This is a genomic window from Pseudoalteromonas sp. SIMBA_162 (assembly GCF_046535955.1).
GTDB classification, from domain to species: Bacteria; Pseudomonadota; Gammaproteobacteria; order Enterobacterales; family Alteromonadaceae; genus Pseudoalteromonas; species Pseudoalteromonas marina.
Genome location: NZ_JAWJBQ010000008.1, coordinates 23840 through 42649 on the forward strand (window position 1 = coordinate 23840; position 18810 = coordinate 42649).

Sequence of the window (18810 nt, forward strand, 5' to 3'; positions counted from 1 at the left end):
ACTCACCTCACTCACTCGCTTGTTTTAGCATAATACCATCGGTACGGTAATTACCATTTAACGCATCAATAACTGATTGCGGTAAAAACCCTTGCGCCGAACCAACAACCGCTTTACTTGTTAAGCCAACAATTCGTGCATTGACTAACACTCCGCCTTGGTGACTTACTAGCGTGCCTGCCAGTACGTATTGAAAGTTTTGCTCTGGGTCTAATTCAAGATAGTCTCGGCTAAAAACAAAGTCGCCGGTTTGTGTTACACGCACATAATCGGTGGTTTTAAAATCAATGACCGGTACACCAAAATTGTGAAGCTCATGCATAAAGCTTTCAGCAATTTGATTTCCTAATAAGCTACCATTACTGTAATCGTCGTCTAAAAATACAAAACTTGATACCGCTAGTGGTGTTTTATCATTTACGTATTGTAAGTTTTCGACCATGTCTTGCATTATTCCGCGCACATAGTGGTTTATATTTTTATGCATTGGCGGCGTCGATTTTGTGTAGTTAGTTTGCTGAGCTAACCCCGACTGAAACATGTTATCGTGATTAACTGGAGCACTCACTTTGCGTTGGCTTGTTGCCAGTTGCGCTCCTTGGTTACTTTGCTCAACAGCTGGGTCGGCACTAGGGGTGTTCATAATTTGTGAACAACCAAAACCTAGTGGCAAACATAGCGTGATTAATAAGTTTCTCATTGTGTACTCCTCGTTAATATTCACTGCGATAGAGTGAGCCATCGCGCTGCTGAATTTTTTCATTTCCCCACATTACATTGATTGGGATCTCAGTACTGCCAGCAGATAAAACTTGCTTATTGCTAATGTTTACCATGCGCGCATTTACAATGTATGCATGCTGTTGACGTGTCACGGTGCCGGTGATTATAAGGTCAATATTTTGGCGCTCTCGTAACTGTTCTAAATTACGGGTCAGCGCGCTGTCGGCATTATGAGATAAGTGTAGGTTATTTGCTAAGCGATATTCGACCGTGTGATAACCCATTTGCGTCATTTTGGTTAATATACTTTCTTGTATTTGTTGGCTTAAGCCCGACGCTTGCTGCGTCATTAGCTTATTGTCGAGCGCATCTGCAAAGTAAAAACTACTCACACCTATGCGAGTATTGTTGCTTAATGGACCTTTTAAATGACTTAATTGCACAGTTAAGTTGTGTACATAGTCACTTACTGTATAAGGTGCCATCGCTGCTTTTGGGGCATATGTGCTTATACTTGGCTCGGGTTCAGGAATTAAACTGCACGCGGCCAAGTTAATTAATAATAAGGGTAGTAAAAGGCGCATAGTTGCCATCCTCTTGTGATCATACAAGAGACTAAGCAATTATTATGCCTAGAGGGTTGGTTGTGGTTTTTCCTGCGTATAATAGGTGACAAAACAATTAATTTTTTGCTGTTTTAATGCTTCGCAAGCGGTTGTTGCTTGTTTATTTGTTTTATATGCGCCTAACTTTAAACGATAAAACGTATTGGTTTTTATTACTTTAGTTTCAATATTAACAGCTATATTAGTATCAAAAAACGTCGGTATTTTACGTTTTAAATTAGCCAGTGCCGTGTTTAATTTAATTTTACTGTTAAATGCTGCTACTTGAATAGCGAAAAATGCCTGGTCGCTTTTTAAAATACTTTCTGTTGGAGTGGTTGTTTGAGCGTTGTTTGTTCCAGCCGTATTGGTTTCGTCAATGGCTTTTAAACGAGTAGTCAGCTTTGATAGCTGCCCTTCAAGCTCAAGCAGATCGTTAACTTTAGGCTCAACTGTTTTCCACTCATTTGCAGACTGTTTGAGCGCTTTTAAATCCTCGCTTGAAATAAGGACAGTGTTTGGTGTTGTTGAACTCGGTGGCGCTTTTTTAGATGAAGTACACCCTGTTATAACGAGCAAAACCCCAATACAAAATAAAGTGTTTATAAATTCCTTTTTAATAACCATACTTTTTACCTACCACCCTTTTAGTTATGGTCAGGTATTTTATGGATAAAAAAATTTTTAGCAAGTTTCTATTTTAACTACAGCTTTACGGGTTTATCTGTGTAGTTACTCACTATGCAGTCAAGCTTATACACTTTAAATACTTCGCAGTCTGCTTTGGCATTTTTTAGATTTTGGTACGAACCTAACTTAAGCCTGTAAAACGTTTTTTTGTTAATTTTTGCGGTTTCAACATTGGTCAGTATTTTTTTTCTGAATAAGGGGGCAGCTTTGGTGTTTAGCTCTTTCCACGCTTTTGCGATGTCTTTTTCTGAGTCAACCGATGCCACTTGCAGAGCAAAAATATGCCTAGGTGTATTAAGTTTAACCGTCTGCTTTTTATTTCTGTATTGATTAACACTTTGGCTACGCGAACGTGCAGCTTGCTGATTGTGAATTGTGCGCGTGCTGTACGAGCTATTTGTAGGCTGATTAGATTGGGCTATTGCCTTACTGTTAATAATATCTATGTGATTAACAAGGTAGGTAATTTCTTTTTCTAGCTTTAAAATACGCTCTATACCCGCTCTTGCCTGCTGCCATTGCAATGCTGCATCTTTTAACTGAGCCAGCTCTAATGCAGTAATAGGTACATACTCAGGCGAATTAGTTTGTGTTTCTGGTGCTGGCACTAATTTAGCTTCAGGCGTAATAGAGCATGCTGTACCAAATAGCAGTATCAGCAGGCTTAAAAGTAATCCTGTTATTTTTTTGTTATTAGTTAACATTTATTCGCTGTCCTGAAAGCAGTGTAATCACACTTACATTTCAGTTAAACATCCTCTTTACAAAGCGTTTAACCTTACTTTAAATTTTTGAGCCACACCCTAGCCCTTTACCTAAATAAGCGTATTTAATTCAATAAGCTTATGTTTTTGACTCCTCCATGAGAGCACATTTCAATACAATTTTAATGCCACTTAAAACAAACATTACAACATAAATTACATTATGTCTGTAAAGTAATCAAAACTATTCTAATTTTTACATTAAAAAAACAAGTTATGCAAAAAACAATAAAAAAAGCGCCTAATTAGGCGCTTTTTGCTGATTAAATGTAAACGGTTATACAAGTGTTTTAATAAACGTTTTTAACTCATCGGCAAATTCGTCACGACGAAGTGCAAACTCAATGGTTGCTTTTAAATAACCAATTTTACTACCACAATCGTGGCTTCGGCCTTTCATTGCGTAAGCATCTACTTTTTCGCTTTGCATCAACATAGCGATGGCATCGGTCAGCTGAATTTCATCGCCAGCACCTTGCGGCGTTTTTGCAAGTAGTGGCCAAATATTTTCACTTAACACGTAGCGCCCAACTACGGCTAGGTTTGAAGGTGCCTCGTCAACCGGTGGTTTTTCTACCATGCTAACAATTGGTGAGCTTTCACCCTGTGCTATTTCGGTGCCACCTAAGTCCACCACACCAAACTTATCTACTTCCTGCATTGGTACAGGCTCTACCATAATTTGGCTGTGCTTAGTTTGTTCAAAGTGAGCGATCATCTCTGCAAGGTTGTCTTTTTTAAGATCGCTTTCAACGTCGTCTATAATCACATCGGGTAAAATAACGACAAACGGTTCGTTACCAATAATTGGCGCGGCGCAATTAATAGCGTGGCCTAGCCCTTTTGCTTCGCCTTGGCGAACGTGAATTATTGTTACGTCTTTAGGGCATATAGCTTGCACTTCGGCAAGCAATTGCCGCTTAACACGCTTTTCAAGCGTTGCTTCTAACTCAAAGCTGGTATCAAAATGGTTTTCGATAGAGTTTTTACTTGAGTGGGTGACAAGTACTATTTCTTTTATACCTGCAGCAACCGCTTCGTTTACTACGTATTGTATTAAAGGTCGGTCTACGACAGGAAGCATCTCTTTAGGGATTGCTTTTGTGGCTGGTAGCATGCGCGTACCAAGTCCCGCTACTGGGATCACTGCTTTCATGTTGTTTTCCTTAATCGGTTATTATACTGAAAATGGATATTGAATTGCGTCATGGCATTGATAGCCAGTTACTTCAAAATCGTCTCGGGTAACCCACGTTTCTATGTCTTCAAGTGACTTTATATTTGGATTAATTGTAAGTGTAGGCGATTCAAATGGTTCGCGCTTGAGCTGGACGTCGCGCATTAATTCGAGCTGATTTTCGTAAATATGAGCGTTAGCTATTTTATGATACGCCTTACCCGGTTTGTGGCCGGTAATCTGAGCGACCAATGCAAGCAATACAAAACATTGAATTTGATTAAAATTTAGCCCCAACGGCACATCGCAGCTGCGCTGATAAGATGTTAAGTAAAGCGTGTCACCTAATAGTGAAAACGTGTGCGTGTGCATGCAAGGTCTTAAACAACCTAGTTCAAATTCACCTGGATTATAAAACGTGATTATTTCACCACGATCATCAATGCCATTTTTTAAATTGTTAATTACCTTAGCTAACTGATCGAGTGTTGAGCCATCAGGGCGTTGCCAGCCGCGGCCTTGGACGCCGTAAACGCGCCCCATATCGTCTTCACCTTTACGATTTGGGTTATTAAGCCAAGCTTGGTTATCGTTGGCATTAGCATCCCATGTTTTACAGCCAATTTCACGAAATTGTTCTGCGCTATCGTAGCCTCGTAAATAGCCAAGTAACTCTGCAATGGCCGCTTTATAGTAACTTTTACGCGTTGTGATCATCGGGAACTGATTGTTTGCTACATCATATTCTAAATCGGCGTTTATAACGGTTAAGCAACGTGTGCCTGTGCGTTTGTTTTCTACCCATTGACCTTCGTCAACGATACGCTGACATAATTTTAAATATTGTTTCATGCTTTTATTATGCCTTTGCTGCTGTTACTTGCTGCGGGTTTTTATAAGCCCAAATTAATAAACCTAAACCACCTATAATCATAGGCAGTGACAGTATTTGTCCCATAGAAATAAAGTCGGCAAATAAGCCTAGTTGTGCGTCTGGTTGGCGGAAGTATTCAATACCAAACCTAAACACACCGTAACCTAATAAAAATACACCGCCAACACTGCCCGCAGGGCGTGGTTTTTTAATAAACCATAGCATAATTAAAAATAAAACGAGCCCTTCAAAAAAGGCTTCGTATAACTGCGAAGGGTGGCGAGCAAGCGGCCCGCCGGTTGGAAATACCATAGCCCAAGGGACGTCTGATACACGCCCCCATAACTCACCATTTATAAAGTTACCTATACGCCCTGCTAATAACCCCACTGGCACTAGTGGCGCTACAAAGTCGCCAACTTGTAGCAGTGATTTTTTGCGTGTCCACGAAAAAATAGCAACGGCTGTAATTACGCCCAGCGTACCACCATGAAACGACATACCGCCCTGATCAATGCGGAATAAGTAAAGTGGGTTTTCTAAAAAATAGCTAAATTGGTAAAACAATACATAGCCAATACGACCACCAAGTATGACCCCTAACATGCCATAAAATAATAGATCACTTACCTGCTCTTTGGTCCAGCCAGAATTAGGCTTTGCTGCTTGACGATTTGCAAACCACATCGCAAATGCAAAACCAATTAAATACATCAATCCGTACCAACGTACGCTCAGTGGTCCAATCGAAAAAATAATTGGATCGATTTGAGGAAACTCAAGTGCCATAAAAATAAACCTTTAGCTAAAAACCATTTTAATTGCGATAACAACAAGCAGTACCGCGAAAACTTTCTTTATTGTATTAACAGGTAAATAATGAGTTGCTTTAGCCCCGTAAGGCGCCACAAACCACGACGTAATAACAATACCAAATAACGCAGGTAAATATACAAACCCTGCAAAACCATGTGCTAAGTCGGTCACCTTCCAACCCGCGCTAATGTAGCCAATAGAGCCAAATAAGGCAATTACAATGCCCGAAACGGCAGCGCAGCCAATGGCTTTTCTTATATCAATAGAAAAGTAATTGAGCATAGGCACAATTAACGCTCCACCACCAATACCAATCAAGCCCGATAAACCACCCATAATAGCGGAAATACACCCTAAAATAGGACCCGGTGGGAGCGGCTTAGTTGATGAGGGTTTATTACGTGATGATAGCGCCATTCTAGCTGCAATAAATACAACACTTACTGCAAATACACTACGAAGTAACTGCTCCGGTATTAAGCTTGCGGCAAAGCCACTAATTAAAGCCCCTACTGCTACACCAGCCATAACCCAAGGTGCAACATGCCAAGGCACATTATCATTTTTATGATGAGCCAATGCTGAAGACGTAGAAGTAAATAAAATAGAGGCCAAAGAGGTCGCAATCGAAATAACTACAACATGTTCTGCAGATGTAACATTAAATAAAATCAGCAATGTGCTCAGTGCGGGCACAATTATTAATCCGCCGCCAATACCTAATAATCCTGCTAAAAAACCAACAATACAGCCTAGTAGTACGCAACATGCGACCAACAAACCTAAGTCATACATAGTTATCTCAAATGCCTTTTGAAGGCTTATATGTTAAAGGATTATAAAACGAATAGCATCTGCGTATTAAAATTAATTAAGTCAGTACTTTTTACTTTGGGGTATAAAATAGGTCACCTAAATTATGCTCTAACATAAAATTGCGCGTTAAACGCAAGACCTGTTTAGCCGTTGATTGTGCTAAACACTCGCTCAACAACTGCTCCATGTCGGCAACGCTCAAACGCCTAAGCACCCATTTTACCTTATTTAAAGACGATAAGTTCATACTCAATCGTCTGTAGCCCATAGCTATTAGCAATATGGCCCCTTCTGGGTCACCACCAAGTTCACCACATAAACTAAAGGGTAACTCGTAATTTTCACACTCACTGGCTATTTTACTTAAAACTCTGAGCACCCCGGGATGATAAGGATTAAAAAGCTCAGCAACACGCGCGTTGGCTCTATCTACTGCCAATAAATATTGTGTTAAATCGTTACTGCCTACTGAACAAAAATCTACTTTTTTAGACCATTCAGGCAACATAAACACACTGGAAGGCACCTCAAGCATAATACCAATATCGGGGCGATCTATTTGCTGCTCAGGAAAGTGTTCGTTGAGTTCAAAATAAGCTTGCTCAAATAAACCCAATGCTTCATCTACTTCTTCAGTGCCGCTGATCATAGGCAGCATTATTTTTAAATTGCCTAAACCTATATTTGCCTTAAGCATTGCTTTGAGCTGATCTAAAAATAACTCGGGGTGATCAAGGCTAATACGTATACCGCGCCAACCCAAAAATGGGTTTTCTTCGGTTATATTAAAATAGTCGAGCACTTTATCGCCGCCAATGTCGAGCGTTCGCATTACAACTGGGTTAGGGTAATAACTAGTGAGCACTTCTCGATACCAATTCTCTTGCTCTAACTGAGAAGGAAACTGGCCTTTCTGCATAAACCACGCTTCAGTGCGGTATAAACCTACGCCGTCGCACACATGTGCGTTGTTTTGATCTGTTTTTAGCTCTAGCCCGGCATTTAACAATAAACTGACGTGTTCGCCATCTAAAGTAATAGACTCATACTCTTGCTCTGCTAAAAAGCGATTATTTAACAGGTTATCTTGATGTTGTAAGTCTGCATACTCATCTAATAACATCTGCGAGGGTGAGATATACAAGCGCCCTGCAAACGCATCTAAAATCATTGGCTTACCATCAAATTGAAGTAATGGTAAATCTTCTATCCCCCAAATAGCAGGGATCCCCATTGCGCGAGTCAAAATAGAAGCATGACTATTGGCAGAGCCGTTAACACTAACAACCCCTGCTAAATACCCTTTTGGTACTTCAGCAAGCATGGCGGGAGTTAATGTATTAGCAATCAAAATAGTATTTGGGGGGTAATCTTTTATTGCGTGTTCGGTATTAACTAAGTGATGTAATACGCGTAAGCCTATGTCTTTAACATCAACAGCACGCTCTTTTATGTATGGGTCTTGCATCGCATTAAATTGCGAAATTAAACGCTCAATCACAATTTTAAGTGCGCTTTTTGCACACCATCCCTCGAGTAACTGAACCTCTACATTTTGACCTAAACTTTTAGCATCCAATAACTGTTGGTAAACATCAAATACGGCTAACGCCTCTTGAGGAATAGAGTCACTCAACGTCATCGAAAGCGTGTTAAATTCTTTTCGTGTGGCGGCCACCGCTTGAGTAAATAGCCGCCGCTGCTCTGTTACATCACTATTTTTTTGAAGCTCAATTGATTTAAAGTCAAGCTTTGGTAAAAGTACAAAAGCAGTACCTATACCTATACCCGGTGCACTGGATACACCTTTTAAAACGGATGTTTGATGAGATGACTCGTCTTGGCGAAGTACTTCTTTAATTTCGGCATGTGCCAATTGTGAAGCAAGCTGAGCAGAAAGCGTTATTAAAAATGATTCTTCATCTTGGCTGAAAACACGGGCCACTTTTTGTTGAACAACAATAACGCCTAACACTTTTTTTTGATGTACCACAGGCACCGATAAAAAAGCATTATAGCCTTCTTCGTTTACCTCAGGAGAGAGCTTAAAACGCGGGTGTGATTTAGCAAAGGCAATGTTTATGGGCTCTTCGCGTTGAGCAACTAATCCCACTAAGCCTTCTGTAAAGCCAATTCTAAACTTACCAACCGCATCAGGATTTAACCCTTCGGTAGCCATAAGCACAAAGTTGTCTTGGCTATAATCAGCAAAATAAATAGAGCAGCACTGGGTTTTCATGGCGTCTTTAACCATTTGCACAAAGCACACTAATGCAGTGTCTAAATTCGCTTGTTGCGATACAGACTCAGCAATAGACCTCAATGTTGCCAGCATGTCCTGCTCCTTTATTTTACTATAATGTTATTACCTTTTACTTCGCCAGTGGTCTTTATGTTGTTCTCTTTTATTAAAAGGCATAGCGAAAGGAGCAAACTCCTTCATTACACGTCGGTAAACGTCCCGTTTAAACGACACAACCTGCCTTACAGGATACCAATAGCTCACCCAACGCCAGTCATCAAATTCTGGGTGATGAGTTTTAAGTAAGTTTACATCTTCGTCTTTACAACGAAGTTTCAGTAAAAACCATTTTTGTTTTTGCCCAATACACACCGGACTTGAGTCGCGACGAATTAATCGTTTGGGTAATTTATAGCGTAACCAATGTTTTGAACTTGCGACAATTTCTACATCTTCTGGTCGCAGTCCGACCTCTTCGTGTAATTCACGGTACATAGTTTGTTCTGGTGTTTCACCATCATCAACACCGCCTTGGGGAAATTGCCAAGAGTGCTGACCGTAGCGCCTGGCCCAAAATACTTGTCCCTGATTATTGCAAATTACAATTCCGACATTGGCACGAAAACCTTCGGCATCAATCACCTTAGTGCCTCATTTGTAAGTCGATTTTTAATGATTGTTCCACATTAGCCGCAATACGGCAAACACTATTATAAGCGAGCCACTGGGTAAGTGTAATTTACACCCAGCCCAGAGATGAAAATACTGAGATACGAGTAAAAAGATTTAAAAAAATGTATGAAAGCTATTGCAGTTATTATTTTGCTCTAGTTACTCACAGTTTGTGCATAACTTTTAAAAAACACGTTCATTTTGCAAACAAATCCACAATACAAGATCGAAAACGTGTTGTTCTCCACAGATTCTGTGGATAAACATGTTTATATAGTTGTATTTATCCCTGTAACTTTTATTACGACCGATACAAGCAATACTCGCTAACAAAAAAAAGCCAAGCTAGTCAGCAACTTAACAAATTAGGTGCAACTTTCACAATGTATAAAATTAACACACCCAACCACCGAACAAAAAACACACAACCCTAAAGATATCCACGGCTTAGCTGATTTGCTATCATGAGCATGGTATTTATTCAACTCAAATTAGTGCTATGCGTCCAACTAAACCACATTCAATTAATGACCTTATCCAGCGTGTTAACAGTATTGCAGGCCTTACGCTTGGGCAACTTGCCGAGCAATATAACTTTAAAACCCCTGATGACTTATTAAGAGAAAAAGGCTGGACGGGTCAATTAATTGAGTACGTTTTAGGTGCAACAGCGGGTTCTAAACCCCTTCCAGACTTTGAGGATTTAGGTATTGAACTCAAAACGCTACCTATTTCCTATAAGGGCAAACCTCTTGAAACCACCTTTGTATCGGTAACGCCACTAATAAACGTAACAGGCATGACATGGCACACTAGTGCGGTTCGTAAAAAGCTTAACCACGTTTTATGGCTTCCGGTTTTAAGCGAGCGTGATATAGCACCGTTTAATAGAACCATTGGCAGTGGCTTTTTATGGCAGCCAACGCCTGAGCAGGACGCTTTATTACAGCGCGACTGGGAAGAGCAAATGGAGCTTATTGCGCTTGGTAGGGTTGATGAAATATCAGGCCATTTAGGCGATGCAATGCAAATTCGTCCAAAAGCCGCAAATAGCAAAATTGTGACCGATGCCATTGGCCCAAACGGGCAAATAATAAAAACCCTGCCCCGTGGCTTTTATTTAAAAACCAGCTTTACGAGTGAAATTTTAAAGCAGCAATTCACTTTGTGAGCGTTTTATTATCAGGGACTTCGTTGAGCACTTTGTTAATAACGTAAAAAAAATGAAATAGACCTAAAATGATATTCACAAACGTCAAAACCAAACTTATACCTATACTACTTTTAGTATTAGAGTTTTTATTTAGAAAAAAAATAAAGCCTGAAAAAATAAGCAAAAATGGTAAGACGAGAATGTAATAAAAAGATGAGTGAAAATACATTATTTAAAACTCCTAAAAAGGGGAGTTCTCCCCTAAATTTAAATTATTGAGCGTTGCATTTACGCTTTTTTATTGATGTATAAATACACCAAATAAAATGTGCAAACCCAGCGGGGAAAAATAACATCGTTAAAATAAAGTTAAGTATAACGTTATGTTTAACGTTTGTTTTTAATGTCGCTTTTTTTAATAAATAAGCCATTGTTAACGCTATAGGCAATATTACTATTAAGTAACTGTAATCGTTGACTGAAATATTCACTTTAATTAAAGCCATTAAGTTGTGTAAGGATTGATAAGGAAAGCGCTGCAGAAAAAATGAAATGTTTTTTCACTACAATTCCCTGTAAGTTGAAGTTCATATTAACAAAAAAACCTAAAATAGAAATAAAAAATCCCCGCATTGGCGAGGATTTTATAGCTTAAAATTTAAAACCAGCTTCTAAAAAGAATTACTGACCTTTAACTTCTTTTAAACCGTTGTACGGTGCTTTAGCGCCTAATTGCTCTTCAATACGAAGCAATTGGTTGTACTTAGCTACGCGGTCAGAACGACTTAATGAACCTGTTTTGATTTGACCTGCCGCAGTACCTACTGCTAAATCAGCAATTGTTGCATCTTCTGTTTCACCAGAACGGTGAGAGATAACAACAGTAAAGCCAGCGTCTTTCGCCATTTTAATAGCTGCTAACGTTTCAGTTAGTGAGCCGATTTGGTTAAACTTAATTAAGATTGAGTTAGCAATACCGTTGTCGATACCACGTTTTAAAATCTTAGTGTTAGTTACGAATAAATCATCACCTACTAACTGGATTTTATCGCCCATTAATTTAGTTTGGTGAGCAAATCCATCCCAATCAGACTCATCTAAGCCATCTTCAATTGAAACAATTGGGTATTGCTGAGTAAGCTCTTGCAAGAAGAAGTTAAATTCTTCAGACGAGAATTTTTTGCCTTCACCTTTAAGATCGTAGATGTTTGCTTCTTTGTCGTAAAACTCAGAGGCAGCACAATCCATTGCAAGCGTAATATCTTTACCTAACTCGTAACCTGCATTTGCTACTGCAACTTTAATTGCTGCAAGTGCTGCTTCGTTAGACTCAAGGTTTGGCGCAAAGCCACCTTCATCACCTACAGCTGTTGAGTGACCATCTGCTTTAAGTACTTTTGCTAGGCTGTGGAAAACTTCTGCGCCCATACGTAGACCTTCGCGGAAGTTTGAAGCGCCAACAGGTTGGATCATAAATTCTTGAATATCTACAGAGTTATCCGCGTGTTCGCCACCATTGATGATGTTCATCATTGGAAGTGGCATTGAATAAACACCCGGTGTGCCGTTTAAATCAGCAATGTGCTCGTATAGCTCTACTTTTTTAGACTGAGCTGCGGCTTTAGCTGTTGCTAGTGATACTGCTAAGATTGCATTTGCACCTAATTTTTCTTTGTTTTCAGTGCCGTCTAAATCTAGCATTACTTTATCAACTGCACTTTGGTTAAGTGCGTCTTGGCCAGCTAGCGCATCAGCAATTTCTTTATTGATGTAACCAACCGCGTTTAATACGCCTTTACCTAAATAACGCGCTTTGTCACCATCACGTAACTCTAATGCTTCGCGAGTACCAGTAGATGCGCCAGAAGGTGCTGCCGCACGACCCCATGAGCCATCAGCTAAATGTACATCCGCTTCAACAGTTGGGTTACCACGCGAGTCCATGATTTCGCGACCAATTACTTTTACGATATTTGACATCTTGTTTCCTCTATATTCCCAAAATGGTGAGTTTTGTTAACTTTACTATGTTTGATATAGCTTAGTCAGTCTTAAAAACAAAAAAGCCGTACAATATATGCACGGCTTTTTATAAGTTACGATGACGCTTTTTGGTGGATATGCGCTGCTGCTACAAACCCTTCAAATAGCGGATGACCATCACGTGGTGTTGACGTGAATTCCGGGTGGAACTGCGCGGCAATAAACCAAGGGTGATCTTTGTTTTCAATAATTTCTACTAGTTTTTTATCTTCAGATAAACCCGAGAATGTTAAACCTGCTTTTTCTAGTTGGTCTACGAAGTTGTTATTTACTTCGTAACGATGGCGATGGCGTTCTACAATTTCCTCGCTACCGTAAACTTCGTGCACTTTAGAGCCTGGTGTTAAGTAACATTTTTGTGCGCCTAAGCGCATTGTGCCACCAAGATCTGATTTCTCGTCACGAACTTCTACTTTACCTTCGGCGTCTAACCACTCGGTGATTAAGCCAACAACCGGCGCTGCAGATTTGGCATTAAACTCAGTAGAGTTTGCATCAGCTAAGCCTGCTACATTTCGTGCATACTCAATAAGCGCGACTTGCATACCTAAACAAATACCTAAGTAAGGCACTTTATTTTCACGTGCGTATTTTGCCGCTAAAATTTTACCTTCAACACCACGACCACCAAAACCACCTGGAACTAAAATAGCATCAAGGTGAGAAAGTAATTCTACGCCTTTACTTTCTAGGTCTTGTGAATCTACATATTCGATGTTGATTGTTAAACGGTTTTTAAGGCCCGCATGTTTTAATGCTTCGTTAACCGACTTATAGGCATCAGGTAATTCAATGTATTTACCCACCATACCAATGGTCACTTCGCCCGTAGGGTTAGACTCTTGGTATAATACTTGTTCCCACTCAACCAAGTCAGCTTCAGGCGCGTCTAAGTGAAAACGACGACATACAAAATTGTCTAGCTCTTGTGATTTTAACAATGCTGGAATTTTATAAATACTGTCTACATCAGGTAATGAAATTACCGCTTTTTCTTCAACATTGGTAAACAATGCAATTTTTGCACGCTCGTTATTAGGTAACTTACGATCTGAGCGACAAATAAGAATATCTGGCTGAATACCAACAGAACGAAGCTCTTTAACTGAGTGCTGTGTTGGTTTTGTTTTCACTTCGCCCGCAGGGCCTAAGAAAGGCACTAACGTTAGGTGAATAAAGAGTGCGCGTTCGCGACCTATCTCTGTGCCCATTTGACGAATTGCTTCGATAAACGGTTGTGATTCAATATCACCTACCGTGCCACCAATTTCAACAATGGCAATATCGTGGCCTTCAGCGCCTTCATAAACACGCTGTTTAATATCGTTAGTAATATGAGGGATAACCTGAATAGTGGCGCCTAGGTATTCACCACGACGCTCGCGACGCAATACGTCTTCATATACGCGGCCTTGCGTGAAGTTATTTCGGCTAGTCATTTTGGTGCGAATAAAACGTTCGTAGTGACCTAAATCAAGATCAGTCTCTGCGCCGTCTTCTGTAACGTATACTTCACCGTGTTGAATTGGGCTCATTGTGCCTGGGTCAACGTTGATGTAAGGATCCAGCTTTAAAATAGTAACATTTAAGCCACGGGCTTCTAAAATAGCCGCCAACGATGCTGCTGCAATACCTTTACCCAACGAAGAAACAACCCCGCCAGTAACGAAGATAAATTTTGTACTCATGCGAACCCTAGAATATCAGGAATTAAAAGGAATATAACACCCAAAAAAGTGGCTATGGGCATATCATCAAGACGGGGCGAAATTGTACCAAAACCTGCTTTAGCAATCCAGCTAAAATTAGCGAATAAGCGATTAAAAAACGTGCGCTATTTTATTTATGTTTTTTGATTGCTTCCCACGCATTATCCATTTCTTCAAGGCTTGCTGTCTCTAGGCTTTTACCTTGCGCTTGCAAATATGCTTGTACCTTTTCAAACCGGGCAGAAAACTTATCGTTTGCATTTCTAAGGAGCTGCTCTGGGTCACGTTTGACATGACGCGCTACATTAACGGTGGCAAATAGTAAATCACCAAGCTCTTCTGCTGTGTGATCCGACAAGGGGTCGTGCGTTATTGCTTCTTTAACTTCAAGTACTTCTTCGCTTACTTTATCAAGCGCACCATGATAAGTCGGCCAGTCAAAACCCATTGAAGCTACTCGCTGTTGAATTTTTTTAGCCTTGCTAAGGCTTGGCATATTTGCAGGAATATCTTGCCATAACAGTGATTCTTCAGATATTGCTTTTTCGCTTCGCTCTTGGGCTTTAATAGCTTGCCACTGCAATGACAACTGCTCATCATTGAGGGCTTTTTTCTCGCCAAAAACATGGGGGTGGCGACGTGTTAATTTTGCATTTAATTGTTCTATTACGTCGTTAAAGTCAAACAAGCTTTGCTCTTGAGCTAATTGGGCATAAAAGACAATTTGAAACAGTAAGTCACCAAGCTCATTTTTAAGCTCATTTAAATTACCCGATTCGATGCAGTCGGCAACTTCATAGGCTTCTTCAAGTGTATGCGGCACAATTGATTTAAAGTCTTGCTTAAGATCCCACGGGCAGCCGCCATTGGGATCTCTGAGTGTTTGCATAATACTTAAAAGTTCTGTTAATGCTGAATGGTTAGCCAAAGCTACTGCCCTCGCTTAGCGTGGTGAACACCTTCAATTTGATGCAATTTAGACAGCACTCGGTTTGTGCCCGACAAATCGTGTACTTCTATTTGCATGGTAAATACCGCTAACTGGTCAGCACCCACGGTATTTACATTCATGTTAAGTACGTTTACTTTTTCGTTAGCCAGTACAGAACTGATATCGCGAATTAGTCCAGATCTGTCGCTTGCTTCAATTTTTATACTGAGCGCGTATGATCCATTTATATCTTCAGACCAACTAACTTCAACAACACGCTCTGGGTGCTGCGTTTTCAAATTATTAAATGAATCACAATCATCACGATGTACACCAATACCACGGCCTTGCGTGATATAACCGATGATCTGATCACCTGGAACGGGGCGGCAACATTTAGCAACGTGGCTCATTAAACTACCCACACCATCAACCACTATGCCGTTTTTATCGCCCGTTACTTTGCTTGGTGCTTTAAAACGAATAACAGGTTCGTCTTCTGTACGGTCAGTAACAAAATTAAGCATTTGGTTAAGACGCACATCGCCTGCTCCAATTGCGACCATTAAGTCATCAAGCTCTTTAAAGTTAAATCGCTTGATTGCTGGGGCTAAATCTTTGTATGTTAAATCAAGCTTTTGCAGCTCGTTATCAAGAATCTCTTTACCCGCACTTAAGTTTTTGTCGCGGTCAAGTTGCTTAAACCAATGGTGTATTTTGGCACGTGCACGAGATGATTTAATATAACCCAGTGACGGATTTAACCAATCTCTACTGGGATTTGGCTGTTTTTGTGTGAGGATTTCGACCTGATCGCCCGTCGTTAATTGATGCGTAAACGGCACTATTTTGCCAAATACTTTTGCGCCAATACAACGATGTCCCACATTAGAATGAATGTAGTAAGCAAAATCGAGCGGCGTGGCCCCTAATGGTAGATCAAAAATATCGCCGCGCGGGGTAAATACATATACACGGTCTTCAACAACTTGGTTTTTTAGCTCTTCAGCTAAATCGCCGCCATCCACCACTTCTTCCTGCCATTGCAGTAATTTACGTAACCAGCTAATTTTTTGCTCGTAACCCGAGCCACGCCCAGGTAAAGCCCCTTCTTTGTACATCCAATGAGCGGCTACACCGAGTTCTGCATCTTGATGCATATCTTGCGTGCGTATTTGTATTTCTACGGTTTTGCCCTCAGGGCCAAAAACAACGGTATGAATTGACTGATAGCCATTTTGCTTAGGCGTTGCAACATAGTCATCAAACTCTTTGTTCAAATGGCGCCAGTTGGTATGCACTATACCGAGCGCACCGTAGCAATCTTGCAAGCGGTCAACCACAATACGCATAGCACGTATGTCAAAAAGTTGATCAAACTCGTAGTTTTTTTGCGCCATTTTTTTGTAAATACTGTAGATATGCTTAGGCCGACCATATACCTCAGCCTCTATACCTGCTTCACTTAAACGGCTTTTAACCTGTTCTACCATGTCTTCCATATAGGCTTCACGAGCAAGACGTTTATCATCAAGCTGTTTTGCTATTTTTTTGTACGTATCTGGGCGTAAATACCTGAACGATAAATCTTCAAGTTCCCACTTTAACTGGCCAATACCAAGTCGGTTTGCTAAAGGAGCAAAAATGTCGGCTGTTTCTTTGGCGGCAATAACACGCTCTTCTTCACCTGCATTTTTAACGTTACGTAAATGACATACCTGCTCAGCAAGTTTAATCACCACAGCGCGCACATCCTCAACCATGGTTAATAACATTTTACGAATATTATCGACTTGAACAGTGCCTTTACCTTGGTGCGACAAAGTACTAATAGTCGCCATTTGAGAAACCCCCGTTAACAACAAGGATATATTGCTTCCAAGCTGCTCTTGAACGGTTTCAAGGGAGACCACATTATTTAAAAAATAGGGTGTTAGATACGCTGTAGCTAACGACTCAGCATCGAGGTTTAACTCGACTAAAATTTCCACCATTTCTATGGCTGTATTTTGCCAGTCTTGGTTATCACTTTTAACACAGAGCGCTTGCGCCTTATTAAGCAACTGAGTCTTTTCTGTAGATAGGTCGAGTGCTTTTAACCGTGTAAAAAGATCACCCGTTTCATCTTGTTGATGTGATTGACGTGTCGCTACCATAATGCGCTTTACCTCCGTTGAAATAACGCCATAGTTTCAATATGCCCAGTATGAGGAAACATATTCATTAGCCCAATTTTGTTGAGCTCAAAGCCTGCTTGCGAAATAATAGCGCTGTCACGGGCTAGGGTAACAGGGTCGCAAGAGACGTATAAAATTGTTTTAAATTGCTTTAAAGGTAACTGCTCTAATATAGCCATTGCACCAGTACGTGAAGGGTCTAATACCAACACATCTAGGTTTTTATTAAACCACTGCGCATTTTGTATTTTTTGCGTTAAATCAAAACAATGAAACTGCGCGTTACTGATAGAGTTAGTTTGCGCATTTTGCGCGGCCATTGCAACCGCAGAAGCAACACCTTCTATACCAATCACCGTTTTTGCTTGTTTTGCCAGCACAAGTGAAAAGTTACCAATACCACAAAATAAATCTAATATATTTTCATTACCACTTAAACCAAGCCAATCTACCGATTGTTTTAACATAGCTTGATTAACTTGAGCATTAACTTGAATAAAATTATCCAAACCAAACTCAAATTTTAGTTTAAATTCATCTAGGTAATAGTACGGCATAGTAATATTAGTATGGTCAATTACATCACTTTCGCTTTGCCAAATAACTGAGTATTTGTAAGGCGTACAGGCTTTTATTACCACAGCCTTTGCTTCATCACTAATTGCTTTAGTGTGACGAATGACCACAAAGTTATGCGTTTCACTTTGGCATAATTGTAGGTGGCTTATACTGTGTAATGGCTTATTGTGATTAATTAATTCATCAAAGAGTGTAAAAACAGTTTCATAGGCGTCAGTCAAAACCGCACACTTATTAATACTCACAATATTTTTTGAACCACTCGCTCTGTACCCTATACGCATTTTTTTAGCAGCCTTATCAAACATAACCGCTATTCGTGCACTTCGCCTATAATGCGTTGCACTACTTAATATTGGAGCTTGCCAGTTTAAATTTGTTTGCTTGGCAAATTTTTCGAAAAGCTGTTCAACTGCGGCTTGCTTTTCAACTACTTGCTGGTTTACATCTAAATGCTGTAATTGACAGCCTCCACAATGGTTATAATGCTCACAAAAAGGCGCTACTCTGGCTTCACTTGCTTTAATCACTTTGTGTGTAACAGCACTACTGTAACGCGCCTTATCATCAACAAGGGTCGCTTTTACTTTCTCGCCCGGTAATGCGCCTGCGACGAAGCACACTTTATTGTTATATTTTGCTATGCCACGGCCTTGGTGATCCATATTTGTTATATCGAGCACCACTGACTTTTGCTGAAGAGGTTTTTTTTTCGCTTTAAAAATTTGCGCCATGTGGCATTACCTTACATTTATTTAGGTTAAAACTCGTAACTAATCACGTGTAGGTGAAGCTTTGAGAATAGGCATCGAAACGTATATACTCAAAACATACTAATA

The 18810-nt window shown here is 40.2% G+C and carries 16 protein-coding genes; 1 reads left to right on the plus strand and 15 read right to left on the minus strand.

Annotated features, from left to right (window positions below; genetic code table 11):
- Positions 1-7 precede the first annotated feature (7 nt).
- From R0J88_RS07815 to rppH, 10 genes are all read right to left on the minus strand, one after another.
- Positions 8-700 (minus strand): FlgO family outer membrane protein, encoded by a 693-nt coding sequence (locus tag R0J88_RS07815; protein ID WP_006792683.1) that lies wholly within the window; start codon positions 698-700, stop codon positions 8-10.
- 13 nt (positions 701-713) lie between these two features.
- Positions 714-1307 carry a FlgO family outer membrane protein gene (locus R0J88_RS07820; protein ID WP_410899594.1) on the minus strand — a complete coding sequence of 198 codons (594 nt, stop codon included), beginning with the start codon at positions 1305-1307 and terminating at the stop codon, positions 714-716.
- A gap of 48 nt (positions 1308-1355) precedes the next feature.
- Positions 1356-1955 carry an SPOR domain-containing protein gene (locus tag R0J88_RS07825; protein WP_410899595.1) on the minus strand — a complete coding sequence of 200 codons (600 nt, stop codon included), beginning with the start codon at positions 1953-1955 and terminating at the stop codon, positions 1356-1358.
- Between the two features lie 77 nt (positions 1956-2032).
- Positions 2033-2722, minus strand: coding sequence for an SPOR domain-containing protein (locus R0J88_RS07830; protein ID WP_276755422.1), 690 nt, complete (start codon positions 2720-2722; stop codon positions 2033-2035).
- A 337-nt stretch (positions 2723-3059) separates the two neighbouring features.
- Positions 3060-3938 (minus strand): UTP--glucose-1-phosphate uridylyltransferase GalU, encoded by an 879-nt coding sequence (galU, locus tag R0J88_RS07835; RefSeq protein ID WP_006792679.1) that lies wholly within the window; start codon positions 3936-3938, stop codon positions 3060-3062.
- A 21-nt stretch (positions 3939-3959) separates the two neighbouring features.
- A complete protein-coding gene (locus R0J88_RS07840) occupies positions 3960-4811 on the minus strand; it encodes a thymidylate synthase (protein WP_006792678.1) in 852 nt (283 codons plus the stop codon).
- A 7-nt stretch (positions 4812-4818) separates the two neighbouring features.
- Positions 4819-5622, minus strand: a complete 804-nt coding sequence (lgt, locus tag R0J88_RS07845) for a prolipoprotein diacylglyceryl transferase (protein ID WP_008132732.1) — start codon at positions 5620-5622, stop codon at positions 4819-4821.
- Between the two features lie 12 nt (positions 5623-5634).
- Positions 5635-6444 (minus strand): sulfite exporter TauE/SafE family protein, encoded by an 810-nt coding sequence (locus R0J88_RS07850; RefSeq protein WP_410899596.1) that lies wholly within the window; start codon positions 6442-6444, stop codon positions 5635-5637.
- A 91-nt stretch (positions 6445-6535) separates the two neighbouring features.
- The gene (ptsP, locus tag R0J88_RS07855) at positions 6536-8800 is read right to left on the minus strand and encodes a phosphoenolpyruvate--protein phosphotransferase (RefSeq protein WP_410899597.1); all 2265 of its coding nucleotides are present in this window, start codon (positions 8798-8800) and stop codon (positions 6536-6538) included.
- Between the two features lie 30 nt (positions 8801-8830).
- Entirely contained in the window at positions 8831-9349 is a 519-nt protein-coding gene (rppH, locus tag R0J88_RS07860; protein ID WP_006792674.1) for an RNA pyrophosphohydrolase, read from the minus strand.
- Positions 9350-9878: 529 nt separating this feature from the next.
- On the opposite strand from rppH, the gene mutH reads away from it, so the two are divergent.
- Positions 9879-10550: a DNA mismatch repair endonuclease MutH gene (mutH, locus tag R0J88_RS07865; protein ID WP_410899598.1), complete on the plus strand. Its 672-nt coding sequence runs from the start codon at positions 9879-9881 to the stop codon at positions 10548-10550.
- 663 nt (positions 10551-11213) lie between these two features.
- Here mutH and eno read toward each other — a convergent pair.
- The 5 genes from eno to rlmD form a co-directional block, all read right to left on the minus strand.
- Positions 11214-12512, minus strand: coding sequence for a phosphopyruvate hydratase (gene eno / locus R0J88_RS07870; RefSeq protein WP_410899599.1), 1299 nt, complete (start codon positions 12510-12512; stop codon positions 11214-11216).
- Positions 12513-12628: 116 nt separating this feature from the next.
- Positions 12629-14263: a CTP synthase gene (locus tag R0J88_RS07875; RefSeq protein ID WP_410899600.1), complete on the minus strand. Its 1635-nt coding sequence runs from the start codon at positions 14261-14263 to the stop codon at positions 12629-12631.
- A gap of 151 nt (positions 14264-14414) precedes the next feature.
- Positions 14415-15212 (minus strand): nucleoside triphosphate pyrophosphohydrolase, encoded by a 798-nt coding sequence (gene mazG / locus R0J88_RS07880; RefSeq protein ID WP_410899601.1) that lies wholly within the window; start codon positions 15210-15212, stop codon positions 14415-14417.
- A gap of 2 nt (positions 15213-15214) precedes the next feature.
- Complete coding sequence (gene relA / locus R0J88_RS07885) at positions 15215-17371, minus strand: GTP diphosphokinase (protein ID WP_410899602.1); 2157 nt, start codon at positions 17369-17371, stop codon at positions 15215-15217.
- An 8-nt stretch (positions 17372-17379) separates the two neighbouring features.
- Positions 17380-18705: a 23S rRNA (uracil(1939)-C(5))-methyltransferase RlmD gene (gene rlmD / locus R0J88_RS07890; RefSeq protein ID WP_410899603.1), complete on the minus strand. Its 1326-nt coding sequence runs from the start codon at positions 18703-18705 to the stop codon at positions 17380-17382.
- Positions 18706-18810 lie beyond the last annotated feature (105 nt).